Source organism: Salipiger bermudensis (assembly GCF_017309175.1).
Lineage (GTDB): Bacteria > Pseudomonadota > Alphaproteobacteria > Rhodobacterales > Rhodobacteraceae > Salipiger > Salipiger bermudensis.
This window is the reverse complement of the sequence record NZ_JAEKJV010000008.1, coordinates 99,631-124,418: the sequence shown is the minus strand read 5'-3', so window position 1 is coordinate 124,418 and position 24,788 is coordinate 99,631. Positions and strand designations below refer to the sequence as shown.

Annotated in this window: 24 protein-coding genes; 12 read left to right on the top strand and 12 right to left on the bottom strand. The window is 66.6% G+C overall.

The features are described 5' to 3' along the window. Positions 1 to 9: 9 nt before the first annotated feature. The 4 genes from JF542_RS12630 to JF542_RS12615 all read left to right on the top strand — a co-directional run bounded on the left by JF542_RS12630 (position 10) and on the right by JF542_RS12615 (position 3,899). Positions 10 to 879: a branched-chain amino acid aminotransferase gene (locus tag JF542_RS12630; protein ID WP_207076090.1), complete on the top strand. Its 870-nt coding sequence runs from the start codon at positions 10 to 12 to the stop codon at positions 877 to 879. Between the two features lie 434 nt (positions 880 to 1,313). Next, positions 1,314 to 2,798, top strand: coding sequence for an AMP nucleosidase (locus JF542_RS12625; RefSeq protein ID WP_007793531.1), 1,485 nt, complete (start codon positions 1,314 to 1,316; stop codon positions 2,796 to 2,798). Positions 2,799 to 2,940: 142 nt separating this feature from the next. After that, positions 2,941 to 3,228 carry an HU family DNA-binding protein gene (locus JF542_RS12620; protein WP_007793529.1) on the top strand — a complete coding sequence of 96 codons (288 nt, stop codon included), beginning with the start codon at positions 2,941 to 2,943 and terminating at the stop codon, positions 3,226 to 3,228. A 233-nt stretch (positions 3,229 to 3,461) separates the two neighbouring features. Next, positions 3,462 to 3,899: a MarR family winged helix-turn-helix transcriptional regulator gene (locus JF542_RS12615; protein WP_007793523.1), complete on the top strand. Its 438-nt coding sequence runs from the start codon at positions 3,462 to 3,464 to the stop codon at positions 3,897 to 3,899. Positions 3,900 to 3,908: 9 nt separating this feature from the next. Here JF542_RS12615 and JF542_RS12610 read toward each other — a convergent pair whose 3' ends face one another. Then, entirely contained in the window at positions 3,909 to 4,610 is a 702-nt protein-coding gene (locus JF542_RS12610; RefSeq protein WP_207076089.1) for a GNAT family N-acetyltransferase, read from the bottom strand. Positions 4,611 to 4,613: 3 nt separating this feature from the next. Next, complete coding sequence (locus JF542_RS12605; RefSeq protein WP_207076088.1) at positions 4,614 to 6,002, bottom strand: aminotransferase family protein; 1,389 nt, start codon at positions 6,000 to 6,002, stop codon at positions 4,614 to 4,616. A gap of 317 nt (positions 6,003 to 6,319) precedes the next feature. On the opposite strand from JF542_RS12605, the gene JF542_RS12600 reads away from it, so the two are divergent. The 3 genes from JF542_RS12600 to JF542_RS12590 all read left to right on the top strand — a co-directional run bounded on the left by JF542_RS12600 (position 6,320) and on the right by JF542_RS12590 (position 9,490). After that, the gene (locus tag JF542_RS12600) at positions 6,320 to 7,312 is read left to right on the top strand and encodes a taurine ABC transporter substrate-binding protein (RefSeq protein WP_207076087.1); all 993 of its coding nucleotides are present in this window, start codon (positions 6,320 to 6,322) and stop codon (positions 7,310 to 7,312) included. Between the two features lie 109 nt (positions 7,313 to 7,421). Further along, complete coding sequence (locus tag JF542_RS12595) at positions 7,422 to 8,228, top strand: taurine ABC transporter ATP-binding protein (protein ID WP_207076086.1); 807 nt, start codon at positions 7,422 to 7,424, stop codon at positions 8,226 to 8,228. Beyond that, the gene (locus JF542_RS12590) at positions 8,225 to 9,490 is read left to right on the top strand and encodes an ABC transporter permease (protein ID WP_007793513.1); all 1,266 of its coding nucleotides are present in this window, start codon (positions 8,225 to 8,227) and stop codon (positions 9,488 to 9,490) included. The genes JF542_RS12595 and JF542_RS12590 overlap by 4 nt, the downstream gene beginning before the upstream one ends. A gap of 162 nt (positions 9,491 to 9,652) precedes the next feature. Here the strand turns inward: JF542_RS12590 and JF542_RS12585 are convergent, their stop codons facing one another. After that, on the bottom strand, positions 9,653 to 10,681 hold the full coding sequence (locus tag JF542_RS12585) for a zinc-ribbon domain-containing protein (RefSeq protein ID WP_242533736.1): 1,029 nt from the start codon (positions 10,679 to 10,681) through the stop codon (positions 9,653 to 9,655). A gap of 137 nt (positions 10,682 to 10,818) precedes the next feature. Between JF542_RS12585 and JF542_RS12580 the strand changes: the two genes are divergently transcribed. From JF542_RS12580 to JF542_RS12560, 5 genes are all read left to right on the top strand, one after another. Continuing rightward, entirely contained in the window at positions 10,819 to 11,496 is a 678-nt protein-coding gene (locus tag JF542_RS12580) for a cell division ATP-binding protein FtsE (RefSeq protein WP_007793500.1), read from the top strand. Positions 11,497 to 11,498: 2 nt separating this feature from the next. Then, entirely contained in the window at positions 11,499 to 12,398 is a 900-nt protein-coding gene (locus JF542_RS12575) for a cell division protein FtsX (protein WP_207076085.1), read from the top strand. Beyond that, positions 12,398 to 13,132, top strand: a complete 735-nt coding sequence (locus tag JF542_RS12570) for a lysophospholipid acyltransferase family protein (RefSeq protein WP_207076084.1) — start codon at positions 12,398 to 12,400, stop codon at positions 13,130 to 13,132. The genes JF542_RS12575 and JF542_RS12570 overlap by 1 nt, the downstream gene beginning before the upstream one ends. Beyond that, complete coding sequence (locus tag JF542_RS12565) at positions 13,119 to 13,721, top strand: pyridoxamine 5'-phosphate oxidase family protein (RefSeq protein WP_207076083.1); 603 nt, start codon at positions 13,119 to 13,121, stop codon at positions 13,719 to 13,721. The genes JF542_RS12570 and JF542_RS12565 overlap by 14 nt, the downstream gene beginning before the upstream one ends. An 84-nt stretch (positions 13,722 to 13,805) precedes the next feature. After that, positions 13,806 to 14,600 (top strand): intradiol ring-cleavage dioxygenase, encoded by a 795-nt coding sequence (locus tag JF542_RS12560; RefSeq protein ID WP_242533735.1) that lies wholly within the window; start codon positions 13,806 to 13,808, stop codon positions 14,598 to 14,600. An 82-nt stretch (positions 14,601 to 14,682) separates the two neighbouring features. On the opposite strand, the gene lpdA is transcribed toward JF542_RS12560, so the two are convergent. From lpdA to sucC, 9 genes are all read right to left on the bottom strand, one after another. Continuing rightward, positions 14,683 to 16,077, bottom strand: a complete 1,395-nt coding sequence (lpdA, locus tag JF542_RS12555; RefSeq protein ID WP_007793485.1) for a dihydrolipoyl dehydrogenase — start codon at positions 16,075 to 16,077, stop codon at positions 14,683 to 14,685. Between the two features lie 99 nt (positions 16,078 to 16,176). Beyond that, the gene (locus tag JF542_RS12550; protein ID WP_207076082.1) at positions 16,177 to 16,566 is read right to left on the bottom strand and encodes an MAPEG family protein; all 390 of its coding nucleotides are present in this window, start codon (positions 16,564 to 16,566) and stop codon (positions 16,177 to 16,179) included. 1 nt (position 16,567) lies between these two features. Further along, complete coding sequence (locus JF542_RS12545) at positions 16,568 to 16,960, bottom strand: MAPEG family protein (RefSeq protein ID WP_007793478.1); 393 nt, start codon at positions 16,958 to 16,960, stop codon at positions 16,568 to 16,570. Positions 16,961 to 16,962: 2 nt separating this feature from the next. Then, positions 16,963 to 17,199: a hypothetical protein gene (locus tag JF542_RS12540; RefSeq protein WP_207076081.1), complete on the bottom strand. Its 237-nt coding sequence runs from the start codon at positions 17,197 to 17,199 to the stop codon at positions 16,963 to 16,965. A 200-nt stretch (positions 17,200 to 17,399) separates the two neighbouring features. After that, positions 17,400 to 18,938 carry a 2-oxoglutarate dehydrogenase complex dihydrolipoyllysine-residue succinyltransferase gene (odhB, locus tag JF542_RS12535; RefSeq protein WP_007793471.1) on the bottom strand — a complete coding sequence of 513 codons (1,539 nt, stop codon included), beginning with the start codon at positions 18,936 to 18,938 and terminating at the stop codon, positions 17,400 to 17,402. Positions 18,939 to 18,942: 4 nt separating this feature from the next. Then, the gene (locus tag JF542_RS12530; RefSeq protein ID WP_207076080.1) at positions 18,943 to 21,915 is read right to left on the bottom strand and encodes a 2-oxoglutarate dehydrogenase E1 component; all 2,973 of its coding nucleotides are present in this window, start codon (positions 21,913 to 21,915) and stop codon (positions 18,943 to 18,945) included. Positions 21,916 to 22,108: 193 nt separating this feature from the next. Further along, positions 22,109 to 22,993, bottom strand: coding sequence for a succinate--CoA ligase subunit alpha (gene sucD / locus JF542_RS12525; protein ID WP_007793465.1), 885 nt, complete (start codon positions 22,991 to 22,993; stop codon positions 22,109 to 22,111). Between the two features lie 145 nt (positions 22,994 to 23,138). Beyond that, positions 23,139 to 23,489, bottom strand: coding sequence for a hypothetical protein (locus JF542_RS12520; protein WP_007793462.1), 351 nt, complete (start codon positions 23,487 to 23,489; stop codon positions 23,139 to 23,141). An 87-nt stretch (positions 23,490 to 23,576) separates the two neighbouring features. After that, positions 23,577 to 24,770: an ADP-forming succinate--CoA ligase subunit beta gene (gene sucC / locus JF542_RS12515; RefSeq protein WP_007793459.1), complete on the bottom strand. Its 1,194-nt coding sequence runs from the start codon at positions 24,768 to 24,770 to the stop codon at positions 23,577 to 23,579. Between the last annotated feature and the right edge of the window lie 18 nt (positions 24,771 to 24,788).

Here is a 24,788-nt window from a genome sequence, read left to right as displayed (position 1 = left end):
AGACTCGCTATGGAAGGTGCGTATGACGACCGCGACGGAAAGATCTGGCTCGATGGGCAGCTGGTGGAGTGGCGGGATGCGAAGGTGCACGTACTGACCCACGCGCTGCACTACGCGAGCTCGGTCTTCGAGGGCGAGCGGGCCTATAACGGCAAGATCTTCCTTGGCCACGCGCATTCCGAGCGCCTGATCGCCTCGGCGCAGTCGCTCGATTTCGAGATCCCCTACACCGCCGACGAGATCGACGCGATCAAGGACGAGGTGCTCAAGGTCAACGGCTTCACCAACGCCTATGTGCGTGCAGTGGCATGGCGTGGTGCCGGTCCGGACATGGGGGTCGCCTCGTCGCGCAACCCGGTGCAGCTTGCCGTGGCCGCGTGGGAGTGGGGCAACTACTATGGTGACGCCAAGACCAAGGGCGCAAAGCTCGACATCGCCAAGTGGAAGCGGCCCTCGCCGGAGACCATCCCGGTGCACGCCAAGGCCGCCGGCCTTTACATGATCTGCACCATGTCCAAGCACGCCGCCGAGGCGAAGGGCTGCTCTGATGCGCTGTTCATGGACTATCGCGGCTACGTCGCCGAGGCGACGGGCGCCAACATCTTCTTCGTGAAGGATGGTGAGGTGCACACCCCGCTGGCAGACTGCTTCCTCAACGGCCTGACCCGGCAGACGGTGATCAAGCTCCTGAAGGAGAAGGGCATCACGGTGCACGAGCGCCACATCATGCCCGAGGAGCTCGAGAGCTTCGAGCAGTGCTGGCTCACCGGCACCGCCGCCGAGGTCACCCCGGTGGGGCAGATCGGCGATTACAGCTTCGAGGTCGGCGCGCTGACGCTGGATATCGCCGAGACCTACGAAACGCTGGTGCGCAGCTGAGGCTGGCATCGCCTCGATGAGACAGGGCACCCCGGGGCTGAGGCCGCGGGGTGTTTTGTTTTTTGGGGGGCACGACGGCTTTCCCCTGAGCTACGGCTTCTGGCCCGACTGCGCGGAAACAAGGCCGAAGGCCGCCGCGCCATCGCCAGCCCGCCCCGAAGGGCTGGCGATTTGCTGATGTAAGCGCGCCGTGTCTGGGTCCTTCGGATCTGGGTACGATAAATCGAGAGGTTCGGAGGTCGGCTCGCCACCCCGCGGGCCGGCGATGGCGTGGCGGCGTCCCGAACGATGCGGTCTCGCCGAGGCGGGAAAGGCTGGTGCGCCATCCGCTGCATGCGCCCCGCAACCCTCCGCGACGTTAACGGTCACACCAGCGCTTGAACGCCCCGCGCCTTGGTGTCACCCTGCCTCGCAAATAACGTGACGAGGCAGGCATGCAGGACAACCACGCACCGCTGGAGATCGTGTCTCCCGAGGCCCCCGAGGCCGCGCTCTTTACCGAGGCGAAGGCCGCCGTCGACCGGCTCTGCGCGCTCTACGAGCTGTCGGTCACCTTCCTGCATGACCGCTTCCTCGACGCCATGGCCAGCGGCCATCCCGGCGTGCGGTTGCGCGCCTTCTATCCCGAGGTGCGGATCACCACCGGCACCCATGCCAAGGTCGACAGCCGCCTGAGCTTCGGCCATGTCGCGGCCCCCGGCACCCACGCCGCCAGCATCACCCGGCCTGATCTCTTCCGGCACTACCTCGAGCAACAGATCGGGCTGCTGCTTGAGAACCATCAGGTGGCGGTGCAGGTCGGTCTTTCCTCGACCCCGATGCCGGTGCACTTCGCCGTCGCCAACTATCCGGACCTTGCCGTGCCGCAGGAGGGCGCCGGGCGCTTCATCCTGCGCGACGTGTTCGACGTGCCGGACCTGAGTTCGACCAATGACGACATCGTCAACGGCGTGGCAAAGCCGGCCGAGGACGGCGCCGGGCCGCTGGCGCCGTTTACCGCGCAGCGTATCGACTACTCGCTGGCGCGGCTGGCGCATTACACCGCCACCGATCCCCAGCATTTCCAGAACCACGTGCTGTTCACCAACTACCAGTTCTATGTCAGCGAGTTCGAGGCCTATGCGCGCCAGCAGCTCGCCGACCCCGAGAGCGGCTACACCAGCTTCGTCTCGACCGGCAATGTCGAGATCACAGACCCCGAGACGGCCATCCCGCCGAGCCTCAAGATGCCCCAGATGCCGACCTACCACCTCAAGCGCAAGGACGGCTCGGGCATCACGCTGGTCAATATCGGGGTGGGGCCCTCGAACGCCAAGACCGCCACCGACCACATCGCCGTGCTGCGCCCGCATGCCTGGCTCATGGTTGGCCACTGCGCCGGGCTGCGCTCTTCGCAGAGCCTTGGCGATTTCGTGCTGGCCCACGCCTACCTGCGCGAGGACAAGGTGCTCGACGACGACCTGCCGGTCTGGGTGCCGATCCCGGCCCTGGCCGAGATCCAGGTGGCGCTTGAACAGGCGGTGGCCGAGGAAACACAGCTCGACGGCTACGATCTCAAGCGGATCATGCGCACCGGCACCGTGGCCTCGGTCGACAACCGCAACTGGGAGTTGCGCGACCAGTCCGGCCCGGTGCAGCGCCTGAGCCAGTCGCGGGCCGTGGCTCTCGACATGGAAAGCGCGACCATCGCCGCCAATGGATTCCGCTTCCGCGTGCCCTACGGAACGCTGCTCTGCGTCAGCGACAAGCCGCTGCATGGCGAGCTGAAACTGCCCGGCATGGCGAGCGATTTCTACAAGACCCAGGTTGCGCGCCACCTGATGATCGGGATACGAGCCATGGAACGGCTGCGCGGGATGCCGCTCGAGCGCCTGCACTCCCGCAAGCTGCGTAGCTTTGAGGAAACAGCTTTCCTCTGACATGGGTGCAACGCCGCCGATACGCCGCTATATGCGCAGTTTTCCCTTGCAAATAGCCCCTAATCGTTGTGTTTGAACTCCATATGATGTTACTTTCCCGTATCGAGGCCCAATCGTTCGGGCAGTTCAAGGAGACCATGAAATGGCGAAACCGATGACCAAGACCCAGCTGGTGGCCGCTCTGGCCGAGGAGATGGGCGCAGACAAGAAGACCGCCTCCACCGCGCTGGATGCGATCACCGGGATCATCACCAAGGAAGTCGCCGAAGGCGGCGCGGTGACCCTTCCGGGCGTGGGCAAGATCTATTGCCGCGAGCGCCCGGAGCGCATGGTGCGCAACCCCGCCACCGGCGAACAGTTCAAGAAAGAAGCCGACAAGCAGGTCAAGATGACCATCGCGAAGGCTCTGAAGGACAGCGTCAACGGCTGATCCAGCCCCGGACGACATGACCTTGAAAGGACCGCCCTTCGGCGGTCCTTTTTGTTTGTTTACAGATGGTTATTTTCTGCCTCTAGGCTGGCATGCAGCCGCATTGGGCGCAGGGTTGAGGTTTGCTCCGGTTCTGGTGCCGCCACACTTGCGCCGCGATGGAGGCCAAAAAGACGGAGCGAACGACACTCAACTCCCTTGCGATCCCGGCATACGGGTTTTAACAAAAACTGATGCAACTCATCCCACCCGACATGATCTGTTTCGCGCTCTACTCGGCGCAGCATGCGATGCAGCAGGCCTATGCAGAGCTGCTCGATGGTCTGGGGCTGACCTATCCGCAATATCTGCTGATGACGGCGCTCTGGGCTGAGGACGGGCGCACCGTCGGCGCGCTTGGGCGCGACCTGCGGCTCGAATCGAACACGCTGACGCCGATGCTGAAACGGCTCGAGGGGCAGGGGCTGGTCAGGCGCAAGCGCGACAGCAAGGACGAGCGGCGTGTGTTGATCCGGGTGACGGCCAAGGGCCGCGCACTGCAGGAGCAGGCGGCGCGGATTCCCGAGTGCCTGATCGAGCGCGTCGGGCTTCCGCTTGAGGATCTCACCCGCCTGCGCGACGAGCTTCACGATCTGAGGGATCGTCTGCGCAGCGCGGGCGAGGAAGGCTAGGGCGTCGCCTCAGGCGACAGCGCCGAGCCTGGCGATCTGGCGACCGTCCTCGTCGAAGTTCTCGGGCGCCAGCCAGTGTTCGAAGCGGGCCTTCAGCGCCGGCCATTCCCGGTCCAGCACCGAGAACCACGCGGTGTCGCGGTTGCGGCCCTTGACGATCGTGGCCTGCCGGAAGGTGCCCTCGTACTGGAAACCGAGGCGCTGGGCGGCGCGGCGCGATGGCATGTTGAGCGCGTCGCATTTCCACTCGTAGCGGCGGTAGCCCAGCGTGTCGAAGGCACGCGCCATCATCAGATACATCGCCTCGGTGGCGCCGGCGGTCTTCTGCAGGCGCGGCGACATGTGGATGAAGCCGACCTCGATCACCCCATTGGCCGGATCGATACGCAGGTAGGAGCAGAACCCGACAGGCTGGCCATCGGGCGTGCAGATGGCGAAATAGAGCGGGTCTTCGCTGGCCTCGGCGCCGGTGGCCCAGTCGGTCGCATCCGCCAGATCGGAGAAGGGGCCGCGCGGCAGGTAGGTCCAGCCACGGCCCGTGCTGTCCTCGGCGAAGGCCTCGAAGAGACCGGGCGCATGGGCCACGGTCAACGGTTCGAGCCGCACGCAGCGACCCTCGTTGACGCTGCGCTCCGGGCGCGGACGGGGAAAGCTCCCGTCGACCGGCTGGCCGACGGGTTGCCCGAGATCGTTCAGGGGGCCGTCAGTCATCGTTCAGGAGAAGACCTTGGTCAGGCTGCGGTCCACCGCATCGACGATCTGGTCGATGTCGTCTGCCGTGGCGATCAGCGGCGGCGCGAAGCACAGCACGTTGTTCAGCCCCGGGTTCGAGCGGTTGGTGGCGCCGATGATGACCCCGTCGGCGGCACAGGCCCCGACCACGGCACCGATATGCTTTTCCGAAACCGGTTCCTTGGTGGTGCGGTCGCTGACCAGCTCAAGCCCGAGGAACAGGCCCTTGCCGCGGGCCTCGCCCACCACCGCGTGCTTGTCGCCGAGCGCGGCCAGCTTTTCGAGCATGTAGTCGCCCATCTTGGTGGTGTTCTCGAGCAGGTTCTCGTCTTCGATGATGCGCATGTTCTCGAGCGCCGCCGCCGGGCCGGCGGTGCAGCCGCCGAAGGTCGAGATGTCGCGGAAGTAGTTCATCGGATCGCTGTCGTCGTCCTTGAACATGTCGAAGACGCGTTCGGAGGTGACGCAGCACGCAATGGCGGCGTAGCCCGAGGCGACGCCCTTCGCCATGGTGACGAAATCGGGCTCGATGCCATAATGCTGATAGCCGAACCAATGGGTGCCGGTCCGGCCCACGCCGCAGACGACCTCGTCGATATGCAGCAGGATGTCGTACTTGCGGCAGATCTCCTGCACCCGCTCCCAGTAGCCCGGGGGCGGCACGATGACGCCGCCGCCGGCGGTCACCGGCTCGAGGCAGAGCGCGCCCACGGTGTCGGGGCCCTCGCGCAGGATGACTTCCTCGATGGCGTCGGCGGCGCGCTGGCCATAGGCCTCGCCCGACAGGTCCCACTGGGCGCGGTACTCGAGGCAATGCGGCACCGACACGAAGCCCGGCGCGAACGGGCCGTACTGTATGTTGCGCTCGACCTGACCACCGGCCGACATCGCGCCGATGGTCGAGCCGTGGTAGTCGCGCTCACGGTAGAGGATCTTGTTCTTCTTGCCGCCATAGCGCTTGTGGGCGATCTGGCGGACCATCTTGAAGGCCTTCTCGTTCGCCTCCGAGCCCGAGTTGGTATAGTAGACCCGGCTCATGCCCGGCATCTTCGAGATCAGCTTCTCGGCAAACAGCGCGCCCGGCACCGAGCCCGCGGCGCCGGCAAAGTAGTTCAGCTTCATCAGCTGCTCGGAGATCGCGTCGACGATGGACTTGCGCCCGTAGCCCACGTTCACGGTCCAGACCGCGCCCGAGACGGCGTCGATATGCTCGCGGCCGTGCTGGTCCCAGACCCGCAGGCCCTTGCCCTCGACGATGATGCGCGGGTCTGTGGTCTCGAACGGCTTGTGCTGCGTCAGATGATGCCAGACGTGGCGCTTGTCGGCCTCGACAACGTGGCTGAGATCGTTCTGCGTGAGCGTGCCGTCCATTGGTCCTGTCTCCTGGGAAGCGTGATTCCGGCCCCGGGGCCGTCTGGCGCGAATGTTAGCACACACATATTCCGGACTGGCAACCCAATCGGCCGCCCGCGCAGAGTTGCGCCGGCGCCGCTGCGGAGAAAACCGGCATCAGGAACGAGGGCCTGCGGCTTGTGCATCTGCACGGAAAACGGGCGCAATTCCCGGGAAAACCATTGATTGCCCGCTCAATTTCGGCTCGGATTGGCTCGAGCGCGCGGCCCTGACGCCCGCGCCACAGACAAAGGCCCCGCCGGATGAGCAGGGGTCGGATGACAGGGAGAGTCATGATGAAGACGATCAAGGGCCTGATGACGGGTGCTGCCGCGGCCGCGCTGATGACCGGCGCCGCCAGCGCGCAGGATCTGACCGTGGGGTATTTCCTCGAGTGGCCGATGCCGTTCGAATACGCCAAGGCCGAAGGCATGTACGAAGAGGCGATGGGCCTCGAGATCAACTGGGTGAGCTTCGACACCGGCACCGCGATGAGTGCCGCGATGGCCTCGGGCGACGTGCATCTTTCGGTGAGCCAGGGCGTGCCGCCTTTCGTGGTCGCCGCCTCCGCCGGGCAGGATCTGCAGATCCTCGACGTCGCGGTGAGCTATGCCGACAACGACAACTGCGTCGTGGCCGAAGCGCTGGAAATCGACAAGGACTCCGCCGGCGAGCTCGAGGGCAAGAAGGTCGCCGTGCCGCTGGGCACCGCGGCGCATTACGGCTTTCTCAAGCAGATGGATCACTTCGGCGTCGACATCTCGACCATGGAGATCGTCGACATGGCGCCGCCGGATGGTGCCGCGGCGATCGCCCAGGGCTCGGTCGACATGGCCTGCGGCTGGGGCGGTTCGCTGCGCCGCATGAAAGAGCATGGCAACGTGCTGCTGACCGGCGCCGAGAAGGAAGAGCTGGGCATCCTGGTCTTCGACGTGACCTCCGGCCCGGCAGGCTGGGTGGCCGAGAACTCGGACATCGTGGCCGAGTTCCTCGCGGTGACCGCCGAGGCCAACGCCATGTGGGCTGACGAGGCCAATCACGAGATGATGCTGCCGGTGATCGCCAAGGATGCCGGCATGGATGAAGAGGCGACTGCCGAGACGCTGGCCACCTTCGTCTTCCCGAGCGTCGAGGAGCAGCTCACCGAGAAGTGGCTCGCCGGCGGTGCACAGGAGTTCATGAAGGGCGTGGCCGACGTGTTCGTCGAGGCGGGCTCCATCGACGGAGCGCTCGACAGCTATGCCGACGCGGTGAACACCGGCCCGCTCGAGGCGGCCTCGGAGATGTAATCACGCGCGGGCGCGGGGCGATCCTGCTCCGCGCCCGGCACTCTTTGACGAATTTGACAGGGGTCGGTTCAAGGCTCCTGCGCCGGCAACGCACCGGCAGGCGGGGGCCATGAGCGGATTAGAAATCGAAAACCTGTCCATGCGCTTCGATCTGCCCAACGGCAGTTCGGTGCAGGCGCTGAAGGACGTGTCGCTGCATCTGGCCGAGGGCGAGCTTCTCTCCGTGCTCGGACCCTCGGGCTGTGGCAAGACCACGCTTCTCAACATCGTTGCGGGCTTTCTCGCCCCCACCGAGGGCCAGATCCGGCTCAACGGGCACACCGTCACCGGCCCCGCCGCCGAGCGGGGCATGGTGTTCCAGCAGGGCGCACTCTTCGAGTGGATGAACGTGCGCGAGAACGTCGCCTTCGGCCCGCGCATGGCCGGCAAACGCGAGCGGGATTGGGCCGGCACCGTCGATCACCTGCTCGAGGTCGTGGGGCTCAGGGATTTCAAGGAAAAGGCGGTCTACGAGCTATCGGGCGGCATGCAGCAGCGCGTGGCGCTGGCCCGCTGCCTGGCCAACGATCCCGACGTGATCCTGATGGACGAGCCGCTGGGCGCGCTTGACGCGCTGACCCGCGAGAAGATGCAGTCTCTCGTGCTGAAGCTCTGGAAGGAGACCGGCAAGACCATCATCCTGATCACCCACTCGGTCGAGGAGGCGCTGCTTCTGGGCGAGCGGCTGCTGGTGATGGCGCCGCGCCCGGGCCGCATCCACAAGGAATACCGTCTGCCCTTCGCCGATCTTGGCGTCGGGGAAGACCTGCGCACGGTCAAGAAACACCCGGAGTTCAACAAGACCCGCGAGGAGATCCTCGGGATGATCTGGGACATGGAAGAGGAAATCATGGGCCGCACGGAGGAGACGCAATGATCGTCCTGCTGATCTATGTCGCGATCTTCGTGGCCTCGTTCTTCCTGGTGAAGCTCCTGGTGCACAAGACCACGCGCGATTTCACCGCCCGCAAGACCGTTACCTTCGGCGACGAGAGCGCGGTGCGTCCGAACCGGATCGCCAGCGTGATCTCGGTGCTGACGATCTTCCTGCTCTGGGGCGCCTTCACCGGCTCCTCCTGGGTGCCGGGCTTCCTGCACGCGCCGGGGCCTTTCGTGGGCGACGCCACCTTCACCTACACCGCCGAGGCCGAGGGTGCGGCGCCCGACGACGCCACGGTGACGGTGCGGGTCTTCCCGGTCGGCGAGGATGTCGAGGCGCCCGAGGTCGATCCCGGCGCGGGCTGGGCCAAGGACGATTCCGACAGTGTCGGCGCATGGCGCTCGGGGCTGATCCGGGTCGACCGCAACGACGGGTATGGCCGCGACGAGGGCCACACGGTCGTGGCGGTCAACGGCGAGCCGATCGCGCCGGGCGGCGAGGTCATAACCGAGTTCGGCCGGGTCGGCATGTCGCCCAAGGGCACGCTTAATTTCGAGCCGCGCAAGGGCTGGCAGATGGAACCGATCTGGCTGCCGCCGCCCGAGGCGGTGCTCGCACGGCTCAAGGAGATTGCGCAGGACGGCTACCGCGACAGCACGCTGTGGGAGCATCTCGGCTGGTCGCTGTTCCGGGTCATCGCGGGCTTCTTCTTCGGGGCGCTGATCGGCATCCCGCTGGGCTACGCGATGGGTCTCAGCGACTGGTTCCGCGGCTGGTTCGACCCGATCGTCGAGTTCATGCGCCCGGTGCCGCCGCTGGCGCTGATCCCGCTGGTGATCATCTGGGCCGGCATCGGCGAGACCGGCAAGATCATCCTGCTTTTCCTCGCGGCGCTCTGGATCATGGCCATCGCGGCGCGCTCGGGTGTGTCGGGGGTGAAGATCTCCAAGGTGCACGCGGCCTATTCTCTGGGCGCGTCCAAGGCGCAGATCATGCGCCACGTGATCGTGCCCAACTCGCTGCCCGAGATCTTCACCGGCGCGCGGGTGGCGATGGGCGTGTGCTGGGGCACCGTGGTGGCCGCAGAACTGGTCGCCGCCGAGAAGGGCGCGGGCATGATGATCATGGTGGCTTCGAAGTTCCAGCTCACCGACATCGTGATCATGGGGATCATCCTGATCGGCGTGATCGGGTTCGGCATCGACATCCTGATGCGGTTTGCCGAGAAGGCTCTGGTGCCGTGGAAGGGCCGCGGCTGACGGCACACGCGTCTGGGAGGCCCCCTCCGGGTGGGCCTCCTCGGACAAACTGTATGAAAACGAAACACGCAGTCGGCGCGCCGCGCTCGGCCGTCAGCTCAGCGTTCAACTGGCGCTAGGGCTCAGGCAGCGAAGCGGGCCCACCAAGCTCTCTCGTGGGGGCTATTCGCCGCCGAACTGCTGCACCAGCGCACCCACCTGTCCGTCGAGCCAGAGCCGCGCGGTGTCGATCTGGCCGACATAGGCATCCAGGATCGGGGTCGAGGCCGGGACCATCTCGGCGATGGTCGGGGCGAGCAGGTAGAGCGCCACCGCGACGACCGCGAGCGCGATCACCAGCCGGAAGCCGCGACTGAAGCCGCGGGTCTCGGCCTCATCCTCTTCCTCGACGGCGGCGCGGCCCTGAGGCGTCTCCATGCTGCGGCGCTCCGAGGAGGCGCGCAGGGTCTGGTTGATTTCCTCGATGTCCGGCAGCAATTCACGGCGCGAGCTGGCTGCTGCGGCGGCGGCGGTGCCCTCGGGCGCCGGGGTCGCGCGCGGCGTGGGGTCCGACTGAGGCTCCGGCTCGGGCGCAGTGGGAGGCGTTTCGGCAAAGCTGAAGGACTCTGACTCGTCCTCCTCCTCGCCACGCATCCTTGCCATGCGTTCGCGCGCCTCCCGGCTGCGACGCTCGCTGTCGTCCTCGGAGGGCTCGGTCAGCCCCAGCTCGGTCTGGGTTTCGAGGCTGCCCGCTTCGGAGGCGCGACGGCGGGCCTCGCGTTCGGCCTCCTCGCGCAGAACTTCGGCCACCGAGGGGTCGAGTTCGCGGCGCGGCCGGGGACGCGGCTGCGGTGCGGGAGCCGCCTCCGGTTCGGGCGCTGGTTCGGGTTCGGGGGAAGGATCCGCGACGGCGGCCTGCTGTTCTTCGGTTGCGTCGAGCGCTTCTTCGAACGCGTCCTCGAAGTCTGCCTCGGGCTCCGCAGAGGTCTCGGGCGCGTCCTCCGGTTCAGGCTGCCAGTCCTCGTCCGGGATGGGCAGGCCAAGCTCCTGCGCGAGCTCGGGATCATCGTCGGGATGGGCCTGGAACCAGGTGTGGCCGCAATTCGAGCACTGAACGTCACGCCCGCCTTCGGGAATGACATTCGTCGGTACTTCGTATTGCGCGCCGCAATTCGGGCATATCAGCCGCATCTGGTCCCCATATCCTGCCAAGGGTCTGCTGGTCCTTGTTGGATCACAATAAGTTACCGCCCCAAGTCGTGAAAGCCTCTTTTCCGAAACCCCGGCGGATTGCATATGCGCCGCGGCTCATGCACAACAGGGCCTGATTTCGGGATGGTGGAACAAGCGTGATCGAGCTCGACAATGTGGCCTACAGCTATGGCGGCGGAGAGCTCCTTTCAGAGCTGTCGCTGCAGCTTGCCCCCGGCTCCTTCCATTTCCTGACCGGCCCCTCGGGCACCGGCAAGACGACGCTGCTCAAGCTCTGCTACGGCGCGCTGCGCCCGACCGCAGGGCAGGCGCGGCTCTTCGGGACCGATGTGCGCGAGATGGACCGCGATGCCGTCGCCCTGAGCCGCCGCCGCATCGGCGTGGTGCACCAGGATTGCCAGTTCCTCGATCATCTCACGCTCGCCGAGAACGTCGCCCTGCCGCTGACCGTCGCCGGAGAGCCGATCTCGGCGCAGGATCAGAACCTGCGCGAGCTCTTGGGCTGGGTCGGGCTGTCCTCGCGCGCCAATGCGCTGCCGCCGGAGCTGTCGGGCGGCGAGCGTCAGCGCGCCGCGCTGGCCCGTGCGGTGATCTCGTCGCCCGAGGTGGTGCTCGCGGACGAGCCCACCGGCAATGTCGACTGGGAGATGTCGCAGCGCCTGCTGCGTCTGCTGATCGAGCTCAACCGGATGGGCGTGACCGTGCTGATCGCGACGCATGACCTGCAGCTGATCCGTGCCGCCAAGAGCCAGGTGCAGGCGCGGGTGCTGCGCATCGCCAACCGCAGGCTGCAATCGGCGGGGGTGGATCTGTGAGGATGTCGCTGCACACGCTCAGCGCGCTCGGTCGCGGCGACAAGGCCGCCGACCGCGTGGTGCCACCAACCGGTTTCACCGCGCGGCTGACGCTCTTCGTCTCCGCTGCCATGGCCTTTCTCGCGGTCTTCGCGCTGGCGCTGTCGCTGGCGGCGGGCCGCCTTGCCACGAGTTGGGGCGACGAGCTGGCGCGCGCCTCGACGGTGCGGATCTCGGCCCCGGTGGGGCAGGTGGCCACGCAGACCGAAGCGGCGCTGCGGCTGTTGCAGCAGACCCCGGGCGTGGCCTCTGCGCGGGCGCTGAGCGAGGCCGAGCAGCAGGCGCTGCTCGCGCCGTGGTTCGGCCCCGACCTGCCGGTCTCGGATCTGCCCGTGCCGCAGCTCATCGAGGTGACCGAAACCTCGGAGGGCTATGACGCTGCCGGGTTGCGCCTGCGGCTACAGGCCGAGGTCCCGGGCGCGGTGCTGGACGATCACGCCCGCTGGCGCAAGCCTCTGGTGGCGGCGGCGGCGCGACTGAAGATGCTGGGCTGGGTCTCGGGGCTTCTCATCGCGGCGGCGGTCGGTGCCATGGTGACGCTGGCCGCCAACGCGGCGCTCTCGGCCAATGCGCAGGTCATCGCGGTGCTGCGCCTCGTGGGCGCGACCGACGCCTATATCGCGCGCGCCTTCGTGCGCCGCTTCACCCTGCGGGCGCTCAGCGGCGCAGCGGTTGGCACGGTGCTTGGTGTCGGCGCCGTGGCCCTGTTGCCCAGCGGCGGCGAAACCGCCGGTTTCCTGACCGGCCTGAGTTTCCGCGGCTGGCACTGGGGCATTCCGGCGCTGGTGCCGCTGCTCGCGGCAGTGGTGGCCTTTGCCGCGACGGCGGTGGCCGCGCGCCGCGTTCTTGGAGGATTGAGTTGATGGCATACGCGCTGCAATGGCTGCGCTCGCTGGTGTTTCTGGTGGCGATCTATGGCGGGATGGCGGTGATCGGCATCTTGTTCTTCCCGTGGGCGATGCTGTCGCGCAAAGGCGCACGCGCCGCCTGTCTCACCTGGTGCCGCTGGGTGCGCTGGAGTGCAGGCTGGATGGTCGGCCTGAAGACCGAGGTCCGTGGCACGCCGCCGCAAGGCGAGGTGATCATCGCCTCGAAGCACCAGAGCTTCCTCGACATCATCCTGATCTTCGGCGCCGTCCCGGCGGGCAAGTTCATCATGAAGCGCGAGCTGCTCTGGGCCCCGGTGCTGGGGCAATATGCCATGCGCATCGGCTGCGTGCCGGTCAATCGCGGCAAGCGTGGTGCGGCGATCTCGCAGATGCTGAAGGACGTGGATCGCGGCGCCATCGAGCCCGGCCAGTTGATCATCTACCCGCAGGGCACCCGCGTCGCCCCGGGCGTCAAGGCGCCCTACAAGGTCGGCGCGGCGCTGCTCTACCAGCAGTCCGGCCAGCCCTGCGTGCCGGCGGCCACCAATGTGGGCCTGTTCTGGCCGCGCAAGGGCATCTACCGCAAGCCCGGCACTGCCGTGGTCGAGTTCCTGCCGGTGATCGAGCCGGGGCTCTCGAAGCACGCCTTCCTCGCCCGGCTCGAGCAGGAGGTCGAGACCGCCAGCGAGGCGCTGCACCAGGAGGCGGAGCCGCATGCGCAGGATTGAGGACAGCGCCGAGCTCGAGGCGCTCTACGGTACGCCCTCGGACGCGGCGCTGCGCAAGGTGGCGCAGCGGCTGACCCCGGCCTACCAGCGCTGGATCGAGGCCGCGCGCTTCTGCGTGATCTCGACCGTCGGCCCCGATGGCACCGACGGCACGCCGCGTGGCGATGACGGCCCGGTGGTGCTCGAGCTCGATCCCGGCACATTGGCGCTGCCGGACTGGCGCGGCAACAACCGGCTCGACAGCCTGCGCAACATCGTCTCGGACGGGCGTATCTCGCTGATGTTCATGGTGCCCGGCGACAACGTGGTGGTGCGCGTCAACGGCACCGCGTGGCTCACCGATGACGCGGCGCTGCGCGAGCGCTTCCGGCGCAAGTCGATGCTGCCGACCACGGTGGCGGTGATCGAGATCGCCGAGGTCTATGCGCAATGCCCGAAGGCGCTGCTGCGCTCCGGCCTCTGGGGGCGCGACGACAGCGCCGCGACGCCAAGCCTTGGAGAGATCCTCGACGAGATGACCAGCGGCGAGATCGAGGCCGGCGCGTGGGAGCGGGAGTACCCGGAGCGGGCGCGCAACACACTTTGGTGAGCAGACATATTATTTTCGGAACCGGGGAACGGGACCGGGGGGCAGCCACGTTGAACTTCTGAGTTTCATAATTCAGGAGTTTCCATGTCCGCCGATACCCCTCGCCCCACCCGCCGTGCCATGCTCGCCGGTTTCGCCGCCTCTCCGGTCGTGGCGACCGGCGTCGGGGTGTTCCCGAGCAAGGCGCGGGCACAGGCCAGCGCGGCGGGGCTGCTGACACCGAATGTCTGCATGGTGCTGCCCGAGGTCACCGAGGGGCCGTATTACGTCGACGAACGACTGCTGCGCGCCGACATCACCGAGGATCGCAAGGGCGTGCCGCTGCGGCTTCAGATGCAGGTGGTGACGGCGGATTGCCGGCCGGTGCCCGAGGCGCGGGTCGATATCTGGCATTGCGATGCGCAGGGCAACTACTCGGGCTACGCGAGGCAGGGCAGCGACGGCACCAACGACACCAGCGGCGAAACCTTCCTGCGCGGCACCCAGATCTCTGACGAGAACGGTTTGGTCAGTTTCGACACGATGTATCCCGGCTGGTATCGCGGGCGCACGACCCACATCCACTACAAGGTGTTTCTCGACGAGAGCACGGTGCTCACCAGCCAGATTTTCTTCCCCGACGCGCTGAGCCAGTATCTCTACCTCGCGGTGCCGCCCTACAACGACCGCTCGGCGGAGCGCGATACGATGAACGGCAATGACGGCATCGCGCAGCAGGCGGGCGAGGGCGCCTTCGCGGCGATCCGGGAACAGCAGGCGCGCTATGATGCGGCGCTGGTGGTCGGGATCGACCCGCAGGGCGGAGGCCCCGAGCGCGCCACGCGGCGCCCGTCGCGCGGTGGCGCGAGCGAGGTCTTCATCCCCGGGCGCGACGGCTGAGCCGGCAGCTGCGCAGAGATGCCACGAAAAAGGCCCCCGCAGAACGCTGCGGGGGCCTTTCCGTTTCGACCGGTGGGTCGGATCAGGCGTGGATGGCGCCGTCGCCGCAGGCCAGCGCTGCCTCGCGCACCGCTTCCGAGAAGGTCGGGTGGGCGTGGCAGGTCAGCGCCAGGTCCTCGGCCGAGCCGCCGTATTCCATCGCCACGCAGACCTCGTGGATCAGGTCGCCGGCCGCCGGGCCGATGATGTGGCAGCCGAGGATGCGGTCGGTTTCCTTGTCCGCCAGCAGCTTGACGAAGCCGTCGCCGGCGAACACGGCCTTGGCGCGGCCGTTGCCCATGAAGGAGAACTTGCCAACCTTGTAGGCCTTGCCGGCGTCCTTGAGCTCCTGCTCGGTGGCGCCGACCGAGGCGACCTCGGGGTGGGTGTAGATCACGCTCGGGATCACGTTGTAGTTCACGTGACCATGCTTGCCTGCGATGACCTCGGCGCAGGCCATGCCCTCGTCCTCGGCCTTGTGGGCCAGCATCGGGCCCTCGATGGCGTCGCCGATGGCGTAGACACCCTTGACGCTGGTCGCCCAGTGGCTGTCGGTCTTGATCTGGCCGCCCTTGGTGGTCTCGATGCCGAGCGCGTCGAGGCCCAGACCCTCGGTGTAGGGCTTGCGACCGGTGGCGACGAGCACCACGTCCGCATCCACGCTGTGCTCGCTGTCATCCTTGCGCAGCTTGTAGGTGACCTTGGCCTTGCCGCCCTTGGTCTCGACCTTTGACACCGCCGCGCCGAGAGTGAACTCGAGGCCCTGCTTGGTCAGCATCTTCTTGAAGTTGCGCTGCACCTCGGTGTCCATCGTGGGCGTGATGGTGTCGAGGAACTCGATCACGGTGACCTCGGAGCCGAGGCGCTTGTAGACCGAGCCCATCTCGAGGCCGATCACGCCGGCGCCGATCACCACCATCTTCTTGGGGATCTTCGGCAGCTCGAGCGCACCGGTGGAGGTGACCACGACCTTCTCGTCGATCTCGACCTCTGCGCCGGGCACCGAAGCGGGCGCGGAGCCCGAGGCGATGATGATGTTCTTGGCCTCGTGGACCTCGTCGCCGACCTTGACCTTGCCGGCTTCGGGGATCGAGCCCCAGCCCTTGAGCCAGTCGATCTTGTTCTTCTTGAAGAGGAACTCGATGCCGCCGGTGTTCTGGCCGATGACGTCGTCCTTGTAGGACAGCATCTGCTTCCAGTCGACCGAGGGCGCCTTGCCCTTGAGGCCCATCTTGGCGAAGTTCTCTTCCGCCTCGTGCAGCTGGTGGCTGGCATGCAGCAGCGCCTTGGAGGGGATACAGCCCACGTTCAGGCAGGTACCGCCGAGGGTCTCGCGGCCCTCGACACAGGCGGTCTTGAGGCCGAGCTGGGCGCAGCGGATGGCGGCAACGTAGCCGCCGGGACCCGCGCCGATGACGATGACGTCGTATTGTGCCATGTGGTAGTCCTTTCCTTGTCGTCTAGGCGGGGAGGGGCGCTGCCCCTCTGCGGCTGCGCCGCATTCACCCCGGGATATTTCAGGCCAGAAGAGGCCTCATCAGAAGAGCGCCGCCACGAGCATGACGGCAGTCGCAACGAGCCCCACCACCCAGATCAGCGAGCGCCAGGGCGCCCAGCCGAAGAGATAGGCGGGGATGTAGAGCAGGCGGGCGCCGAGATAGGCCAGCGCGCAGAGCACGGTGAGCGCCGAGGTCTGGTCGGCATAGGTGACGGCGACCACCGCTATGGTGAAGAGGATCAGCCCTTCGAAATGGTTGTTCATGGCACGCTGGGCGCGGCCAGCATAGCCGGTAAGCTGGCGTGGTGTGTCGCGCGGCGAGGCGGCGTATTTCGGGCCGACCTGTCGCTGGGCCAGCACCGAAAACAGGGCGAACTGGGCGATCTGCAGAAGGGCGGCGAGGACGAGGGCGGTGAGCTCGGGGGTCATGTCAGAAGACGCTCGCGATGATCATGACGAAACAGGAGAGAAAACCCGCCATGAAGATCACCGAGCGCCACGGCACCCAGCCGAAGGCGTAGGCGGGCAGGTAGAGGGCGCGGGCCGCGACGAAGATCCAGGCGGCGAGCCCGGTGATCCAGCCGTTGCTGGCCGTGAATTCGACCAGCACCACGGCGATGATGAACAGGCCGATATTCTCGGTGTGGTTGGCCAGCGCCCGGCGCAGGCGCTTGGTGTGCTCGGAGAGGCGGTCGTCGAGCCCCTCGCGGGTGCCGGTGTTGCCGTCATGGCCGATATCGGCCTCGAGCGCGCGTTGCGACCAAAGCACCGCGGCGAGCTGGATGAAGGCGGTTGCGGCGAGGGCGGCGAGTTCGGGGCTCATGCTCAGGCGGTCCTCAGGACATGCGAGGCGGCGGGGCCGTGGCCGAGTGCCGAGCTCTTCTCGAGCCAGCCCTTGGCCTTGGGCAGGTCGTTGACGGAAAACAGCAGCCAATGGCCGGGGCCGCTTTCCTCGGTCCAGCGCTGCAGCAGGGTAAGACCGGCATTGGCGCGGTTCTCGGCATCGCTGTCGAACTGGGCTTCATCGAAGCCGGGGAAGTGAAGAAGAAGCTGCGTGGCCATGCTCAGGTCTCCGTTTGTAAGGTCATCTTGGACGGAATCTTGAAGCTAGCGCGGCGGCAGATGCCGGCGAGGCATCGGGGGGCGGAGGCGGCTCTGGCGGAGGCCGTCGGGCGCGTGGTCGATCTGGTCGCGGGGCTGCGCTGCATGAACCCTCTCCGAAAGGGGATCCCGGGCGGGACGGGCCCGCCCGGGGATCGGGATCAGAGATCCATCAGCAGGCGACGCGGATCCTCGAGCGCTTCCTTGACGCGGACGAGGAAGGTCACGGCGCCCTTGCCGTCGACGATGCGGTGATCGTAGCTCAGCGCGAGGTACATCATCGGGCGGATCTTGATCTCGCCGTTGACGACCATCGGGCGGTCCTGGATCTTGTGCATGCCGAGGATGCCCGACTGCGGCGGGTTGAGGATCGGCGAGGACATCAGCGAGCCGTAGACACCACCGTTGGAGATGGTGAACGTGCCGCCCTGCATCTCGGCCATCGAGAGCTTGCCGTCACGGGCGCGCTTGCCCTTCTCGGCGATCTCGCCTTCGATCTCGGCGAAGGACTTCTCGTGGACGTCGCGCAGAACCGGCACCACGAGACCCTGCGGGGTGCCCGCGGCGATGCCCATGTGAACGAAGTTCTTGTAGACCACCTCGTTGCCGTCGATCTCGGCGTTGACCTCGGGGACTTCCTTCAGCGCGTGCACGCAGGCCTTGGTGAAGAAGGACATGAAGCCGAGACGCACGCCGTGCTTCTTCTCGAACAGGTCCTTGTACTGCTTCCGCAGCGCCATCGTCTCGGTCATGTCCACCTCGTTGTAGGTGGTGAGCATGGCGGCGGTGTTCTGAGCGTCCTTCAGGCGGCGCGCGATGGTCTGGCGCAGGCGGGTCATCTTGACGCGCTCTTCGCGGGCGGCATCCTCGGCCGGGCTCGGCGCGCGCTGCGGCTGGGCCGGGGCGGACGAGGCGGCCGGGGCCGACTTGGCGGCGGCGATCGCGGCCGAGACGTCTTCCTTCATGACGCGACCGTCCTTGCCGGTGCCCTTGACGTCCTTCGGGTCGAGACCGGCCTCGGCCATCGCCTTCTTGGCCGACGGCGCATCCTCGACATCGCCGCGGCCCGAGGTGGTGGGCTCGGCGGCAGAGGCGGAGCTCGGCGCCGGGGCTTCGACGGCGCCCTTGGCAGCACCACCGGCACCGCCGGACATGACTGCAAGCTTGCCGCCGGCTTCGACGGTGGCGCCTTCCTCGGCGAGGATCTCGGTCAGGGTGCCGGAGGCCGGGGCGGGCACTTCGACCGAGACCTTGTCGGTCTCGAGTTCGCAGAGCATCTCGTCCTGCTCGACGCTGTCGCCGACCTTCTTGAACCAGGTCGAGACGGTGGCCTCGGAGACGGACTCGCCCAGGGTCGGGACCATCACGTCGACCGGGGCGTCACCGCCGGAGGCCGGCGCCTCTTCGGAGGAGGACTTGGCGGCGGAGGGGCGTTCCTCGACGGTGGTCGAGCCGGCCTCGCCCGCGGGGGCGATGTTGGCGAGAAGCGCATCGACGCCGACGGTATCGCCTTCATTGGCGACGATGTCCTCGAGCACACCGGCCACCGGCGAGGGGACCTCGACGGTCACCTTGTCGGTTTCCAGCTCGCAGAGCATCTCGTCCACGTCAACGCTGTCGCCAGGCTTCTTGAACCAGGTGGCCACCGTTGCCTCGGTCACGGATTCCCCGAGCGTGGGGACGCGCACTTCGGTCGTCATAGTCTCAATTCCCTTCGATGGTCAGCGCCTCGTTCACGAGCGCTTCTTGTTGTGCCTTGTGCTGGCTGGCCAGACCCGTGGCGGGCGAGGCCGAGGTGGCGCGGCCCACGTAGACCGGCCGCTTGTGGGTGGCGTCGATGCGCCCCAGCACCCATTCGATGTTGGGCTCGATGAAGGTCCAGGCGCCCTGGTTCTTGGGCTCTTCCTGGCACCAGATCATCTCGGCGCCCTTGAAGCGTTCCAGCTCCTTCACGAGGCTCAGCGCCGGGAAGGGATAGAACTGCTCGATGCGCAGGATGTAGACGTCGTCGAGGCCGCGGGCATCGCGCTCCTCGAGCAGGTCGTAATAGACCTTGCCCGAGCACATCACGACGCGCTTGATCTCGGCATCGGGCTTCAGGGTGGTTTCCGAATGGCCCTTCTCCGCATCGTCCCAGAGCACGCGGTGGAAGCTCGAACCGGTGACGAAATCCTCGGCGTTGGACACGGCCAGCTTGTGACGCAGAAGCGATTTCGGCGTCATCATGATCAGCGGCTTGCGGTAGCTGCGGTGCAGCTGACGGCGCAGGATGTGGAAGTAGTTCGCCGGAGTCGAGCAATTGGCGACGATCCAGTTGTCCTGACCGCACATCTGCAGGAAGCGCTCGAGACGCGCCGAGCTGTGCTCAGGGCCCTGGCCCTCGTAGCCATGCGGCAGCAGGCAGACGAGGCCCGACATGCGCAGCCACTTCGATTCACCGGAGCTCACGAACTGGTCGAACATGATCTGGGCGCCGTTGGCGAAATCGCCGAACTGCGCTTCCCACAGCACCAGCGAGTTGGGCTCGGCCAGCGAATAGCCGTACTCGAAACCGCAGACCGCATATTCCGAGAGCGCGCTGTCGATCACCTCGTAGCGGGCCTGGCCTTCGCGGATGTTGTTGAGCGGGTAGTAGCGCTCTTCGTCGTCCTGGTTGATCAGGCCGGAATGGCGCTGCGAGAAGGTGCCGCGGGTGCTGTCCTGACCGGACAGGCGCACCGGGTAGCCCTCGGTGAGAAGCGAGCCGAAGGCCATGCTCTCGGCGGTCGCCCAGTCGAAGCCGGCGCCGTTCTCGAACATCTTCTTGCGGTGATCGAGGAAGCGTCCGACGGTCTTGTGCAGCGGGAAGCCCTCGGGGACCGTGGTCAGGCCCTTGCCGATCTCTTTCAGCGTCTCGGGCTTGATCGCGGTCTCGCCGCGCTGGTAGTTGCCCTCTTTCTGCTTGTCGAGATGCGACCAGCGGCCATCGAGCCAGTCGGCCTTGTTCGGCTTGAAGGTCTTGCCGGCCTCGAACTCCTCGTTGAGGTGGGCCTGGAACGCCGCCTTCATGTCCTCGATTTCGCCCTCGGGGATCAGGCCGTCCTTGACCAGCCGCTCGGTGTAGAGCGTCAGCGTCGTCTTTTGCTTCTTGATCTGCTTGTACATCACCGGGTTGGTGAACATGGGCTCGTCGCCCTCGTTGTGACCGAACCGGCGGTAGCAGAACATGTCGATGACCACGTCCTTGCCGAACTTCTGGCGGAACTCGGTGGCCACCTTGGCGGCGTGGACCACGGCCTCGGGGTCGTCACCGTTGACGTGGAAGATCGGCGCCTCGACCACCAGTGCGTTGTCGGTGGGGTAGGGCGAGGAGCGCGAGAAGTGCGGCGCGGTGGTGAAGCCGATCTGGTTGTTCACCACGATGTGGATGGTGCCGCCGGTGCGGTGACCGCGCAGGCCCGACAGAGCGAAGCACTCGGCCACAACGCCCTGACCGGCAAAGGCCGCGTCACCGTGCAGCAGCACTGGCAGAACCTGGGTGCGCTCGACATCGCCGAGCTGGTCCTGCTTGGCGCGGACCTTGCCCAGAACCACCGGGTTCACCGCCTCGAGGTGCGAGGGGTTGGCGGTCAGCGACAGGTGCACCTCGTTGCCGTCGAACTCGCGGTCCGAGGAGGCACCGAGGTGGTATTTCACGTCGCCGGAGCCGTCGACATCCTCGGGCTTGAAGCTGCCGCCCTGGAATTCGTTGAAGATCGCGCGGTAGGGCTTGTTCATCACGTTGGCGAGCACCGACAGGCGGCCGCGGTGGGGCATGCCGACCACGACTTCCTTGATGCCGAGGTTGCCGCCGCGCTTGATGATCTGCTCCATCGCCGGGATCAGGCTTTCGCCGCCGTCGAGGCCGAAGCGCTTGGTGCCCATGTACTTGACGTGCAGGAACTTCTCGAAGCCCTCTGCCTCGACCATCTTGTTGAGGATGGCGCGGCGCCCTTCACGGGTGAACTTCACTTCTTTCCCGTAGCCCTCGATGCGCTCCTTCAGCCAGGAGGACTGCTCGGGGTCGGAGATGTGCATGTACTGCAGCGCGAAGGTGCCGCAATAGGTGCGCTTGAGCACGCCCATGATCTCGCGCAGCGACGCGATCTGGAGGCCCAGAACGTTGTCGATGAAGATCGGCCGGTCCATGTCGGCGTCGGTGAAGCCGTAGGCCTTGGGGTCGAGCTCGGGATGCGGGTCGCGACCGTGCAGGCCCAGCGGATCGAGATCGGCGGCGAGGTGGCCGCGAATGCGGTGGGCGCGGATGATCATCAGCGCGCGGATCGAGTCGAGCACGGCGCGCTTGACCTGATCGTCGGTCAGGCTGACGCCCTTCTCGGAGGCTTTGTCGGCGATCTTCTTGCCGGCGCCCTTGGCTTCTGCGGGGGCCATCGGCATCGGCCATTCGCCGGTCAGCGCCGCGGTGACATCGTCATCCGGGGTCGGCGGCCAGTCGGCCCGGTGCCAGGAGGCGCCCTGGGCCTCGGCCTTCACGCTGGTCTCGTCATCGCCGAGGGCGCTGAAGAACTCCGCCCAGGCGGCATCCACCGCGTTGGGGTCGTTGGCGTAGCGGGCGTACATCTGTTCGAGGTACTCCGCGTTCGCGCCCTGCATGAAGCTGGAGGCGTGGAACTGGTCGTTGGGACTCTGATCCGTCATCGCGCGTCTTCCTTTCTGACCGATCGCTGTAGCAGCAGGAAAGAGGCCGGACCGCCCGGCGCCTGTCGTGATGCTCAGCCAATCTGCTTGGCTTTTCAATGGCGCGTCCCGGGCAAAACCCGGACCACGCGTTGCTGATGACCGACATTTGTGCCGGTCGCCCCGGACGCAAGCCCGGGGCGAAGATATTTCCTCAGGCTTCCATCGCCTTGACGACGGCTTCGCCGAGGGTGGCGGGGCTGTCCGCGACCACGATGCCGGCCGACTTCATGGCCTCGATCTTGGACTCGGCGTCGCCCTTGCCACCGGCGACGATGGCGCCGGCGTGGCCCATGCGGCGGCCCGGAGGGGCGGTGCGGCCGGCGATGAAGCCAGCGGTCGGCTTCCAGCGGCCTTTCTTCTTCTGCTCCTTGAGGAACTCTGCGGCTTCTTCTTCCGCCGAGCCACCGATCTCACCGATCATGATGATGGATTCGGTTTCCGGATCGTCCAGGAACATGTCGAGCACGTCGATGTGCTCGGTGCCCTTGATCGGGTCGCCACCGATGCCCACGGCCGAGGACTGGCCGAGGCCGAGGTCGGTGGTCTGCTTCACGGCTTCATAGGTCAGGGTGCCCGAACGCGACACGACGCCGACCTTGCCACGCTTGTGGATGTGGCCGGGCATGATGCCGATCTTGCAGGCGTCGGGGGTAATGACACCGGGGCAGTTCGGGCCGATCAGGCGCGACTTGCTGTCGATCAGGGCGCGCTTCACCTTCATCATGTCGAGCACCGGGATGCCCTCGGTGATGCAGATGATGAGCTCGATCTCGGCGTCGATCGCCTCGAGGATGGAGTCGGCGGCGAAGGGCGGCGGCACGTAGATCACCGAGGCGTTGGCCTCGGTCTTGTGCACGGCTTCGTGGACCGAGTTGAAGACCGGCAGGCCGAGGTGCTCCTGACCGCCCTTGCCGGGGGTCACGCCGCCGACCATCTTGGTGCCGTAGGCGATGGCCTGCTCGGAGTGGAAGGTGCCCTGCGAGCCGGTGAAGCCCTGACAGATGACTTTGGTGTTTTCGTCGACGAGGACTGCCATTGGTGGCGTTCTCCTTATTGGGCCGCGAGCGCGCGGCGCATGTTTTGAGACGGCGCCGCGAGATGCGGGCCGATGACACGACAAGACAGCGCGCAGCCCTCGGGCGCGCACTGTCCGGAATGCTCAGACGTGAGAAGGTGAGGCGTTACTGCCCGTCGCGTCCCGCGACCTCGTCCAGCACCCGCGCCAACAGGAGCGCGACGCCCCCGAGGATCAGCGAGCGACCGAGCGAATCCGTCACGTTGGTGGGCGCGAAGGCCTGCACCCCGTCCCGGCCGCGCTGCGCCGCACGGCGCAGACGGCTGCGACGCGGTCCGTCGCCCATGCGATTGGGCGGCGGCACGTGTCCGAAGCGGGGCTTGGCAATCAACAGCGCCGCGCCGACTGCCAGCAGACCGCCGGCATAGGCCACCGGCATCAGCCGGTCGCGACTGGCGGGAAGCGCCTTGTTGGACAGGGTGGGCAGATTGGTGCGGCCGGGCAGCTTGATCGACATGACGGGACTCTCCTTTCGGGAGGCAACCCGCCAGGCCCGCGGAGTGTTCCGCGAAAAGCGCGATATGCTGCATCGACCGCATCAGGCTCAGCCCTTGACCGCTTTCACGATCTTCTCGGCACCGTCGCTGAGGTTGTCGGCGGCGATCACGTCGAGACCGGACTCGTTGATGATCTTCTTGCCGAGATCCACGTTGGTGCCCTCGAGGCGCACCACCAGCGGAACCTGCAGGCCGACTTCCTTCACCGCGGCGATCACGCCTTCGGCGATGACGTCGCAGCGCATGATGCCGCCGAAGATGTTCACGAGGATGCCTTTGACGTTGTCGTCCGAGGTGATGATCTTGAACGCCTCGGTCACCTTCTCCTTGGTCGCGCCGCCACCCACGTCGAGGAAGTTGGCCGGCTCGCCGCCATAGAGCTTGATGATGTCCATGGTCGCCATGGCGAGGCCCGCGCCGTTCACCATGCAGCCGATCTCGCCGTCGAGGGCGATGTAGTTGAGGTCGTGCTGCGAGGCGGCGAGTTCCTTGGGGTCTTCCTCGGTCTCGTCACGCAGGCCGACGATGTCAGGGTGACGGTAGAGCGCGTTGGAGTCGAAGCCGGCCTTGCAGTCGAGGCACTTGATCTCGCCCTCGGTGGTCAGGATCAGCGGGTTGATCTCCAGCATCTCCATGTCCTTGTCGGTGAACATGCGATAGAGGTTGCCGAGCAGGTTGGAGCACTGGCGCACGGCCTTGCCCTCGAGGCCGAGCGCGAAGGCGACGCGGCGGCCGTGGAAGCCCTGGTAGCCGACCGCCGGATCGATCGAGAAGGAGAGGATCTTCTCGGGGGTCGAGGCTGCGACCTCCTCGATGTCCATGCCGCCCTCGGTCGAGCAGACGATCGAGATGCGCGACGTGACGCGGTCGACCAGCAGCGCGAGGTAGAATTCGGAGGTGATGTCCGAGCCGTCCTCGATGTAGATGCGGTTGACCTGCTTGCCTGCCGGGCCGGTCTGGTGGGTCACCAGCGTGTGGCCGAGCATCCGGTTGGCTTCGTCGGCGGCTTCCTCGACCGACTTGGCGAGGCGGACACCGCCCTTTTCACCGGCTTCGTGTTCCTTGAAGGAGCCCTTGCCGCGACCACCTGCGTGGATCTGCGCCTTGACGACCCAGAGCGGGCCGTCGAGCTCGCCTGCGGCGGTCTTGGCGTCGTTGGCCGTCAGCACGATACGGCCGTCGGAGACCGGGCAGCCATAGTCGCGCAGAAGCGCCTTCGCCTGATATTCATGGATGTTCATGAAAGAATCTTCCCGTCT

What these genes read in the sequence shown, in the direction of transcription:
- JF542_RS12630 (WP_207076090.1), top strand. Translation starts at nt 10, where the DNA reads ATGGAAGGTGCGTATGACGACCGCGACGGAAAGATCTGGCTCGATGGG.
- JF542_RS12625 (WP_007793531.1), top strand. Translation starts at nt 1,314, where the DNA reads ATGCAGGACAACCACGCACCGCTGGAGATCGTGTCTCCCGAGGCCCCC.
- JF542_RS12620 (WP_007793529.1), top strand. Translation starts at nt 2,941, where the DNA reads ATGGCGAAACCGATGACCAAGACCCAGCTGGTGGCCGCTCTGGCCGAG.
- JF542_RS12615 (WP_007793523.1), top strand. Translation starts at nt 3,462, where the DNA reads ATGCAACTCATCCCACCCGACATGATCTGTTTCGCGCTCTACTCGGCG.
- JF542_RS12610 (WP_207076089.1), bottom strand. Translation starts at nt 4,610, where the DNA reads ATGACTGACGGCCCCCTGAACGATCTCGGGCAACCCGTCGGCCAGCCG.
- JF542_RS12605 (WP_207076088.1), bottom strand. Translation starts at nt 6,002, where the DNA reads ATGGACGGCACGCTCACGCAGAACGATCTCAGCCACGTTGTCGAGGCC.
- JF542_RS12600 (WP_207076087.1), top strand. Translation starts at nt 6,320, where the DNA reads ATGAAGACGATCAAGGGCCTGATGACGGGTGCTGCCGCGGCCGCGCTG.
- JF542_RS12595 (WP_207076086.1), top strand. Translation starts at nt 7,422, where the DNA reads ATGAGCGGATTAGAAATCGAAAACCTGTCCATGCGCTTCGATCTGCCC.
- JF542_RS12590 (WP_007793513.1), top strand. Translation starts at nt 8,225, where the DNA reads ATGATCGTCCTGCTGATCTATGTCGCGATCTTCGTGGCCTCGTTCTTC.
- JF542_RS12575 (WP_207076085.1), top strand. Translation starts at nt 11,499, where the DNA reads ATGTCGCTGCACACGCTCAGCGCGCTCGGTCGCGGCGACAAGGCCGCC.
- JF542_RS12570 (WP_207076084.1), top strand. Translation starts at nt 12,398, where the DNA reads ATGGCATACGCGCTGCAATGGCTGCGCTCGCTGGTGTTTCTGGTGGCG.
- JF542_RS12565 (WP_207076083.1), top strand. Translation starts at nt 13,119, where the DNA reads ATGCGCAGGATTGAGGACAGCGCCGAGCTCGAGGCGCTCTACGGTACG.
- JF542_RS12560 (WP_242533735.1), top strand. Translation starts at nt 13,806, where the DNA reads ATGTCCGCCGATACCCCTCGCCCCACCCGCCGTGCCATGCTCGCCGGT.
- lpdA (WP_007793485.1), bottom strand. Translation starts at nt 16,077, where the DNA reads ATGGCACAATACGACGTCATCGTCATCGGCGCGGGTCCCGGCGGCTAC.
- JF542_RS12550 (WP_207076082.1), bottom strand. Translation starts at nt 16,566, where the DNA reads ATGACCCCCGAGCTCACCGCCCTCGTCCTCGCCGCCCTTCTGCAGATC.
- JF542_RS12545 (WP_007793478.1), bottom strand. Translation starts at nt 16,960, where the DNA reads ATGAGCCCCGAACTCGCCGCCCTCGCCGCAACCGCCTTCATCCAGCTC.
- JF542_RS12540 (WP_207076081.1), bottom strand. Translation starts at nt 17,199, where the DNA reads ATGGCCACGCAGCTTCTTCTTCACTTCCCCGGCTTCGATGAAGCCCAG.
- odhB (WP_007793471.1), bottom strand. Translation starts at nt 18,938, where the DNA reads ATGACGACCGAAGTGCGCGTCCCCACGCTCGGGGAATCCGTGACCGAG.
- JF542_RS12530 (WP_207076080.1), bottom strand. Translation starts at nt 21,915, where the DNA reads ATGACGGATCAGAGTCCCAACGACCAGTTCCACGCCTCCAGCTTCATG.
- sucD (WP_007793465.1), bottom strand. Translation starts at nt 22,993, where the DNA reads ATGGCAGTCCTCGTCGACGAAAACACCAAAGTCATCTGTCAGGGCTTC.
- JF542_RS12520 (WP_007793462.1), bottom strand. Translation starts at nt 23,489, where the DNA reads ATGTCGATCAAGCTGCCCGGCCGCACCAATCTGCCCACCCTGTCCAAC.
- sucC (WP_007793459.1), bottom strand. Translation starts at nt 24,770, where the DNA reads ATGAACATCCATGAATATCAGGCGAAGGCGCTTCTGCGCGACTATGGC.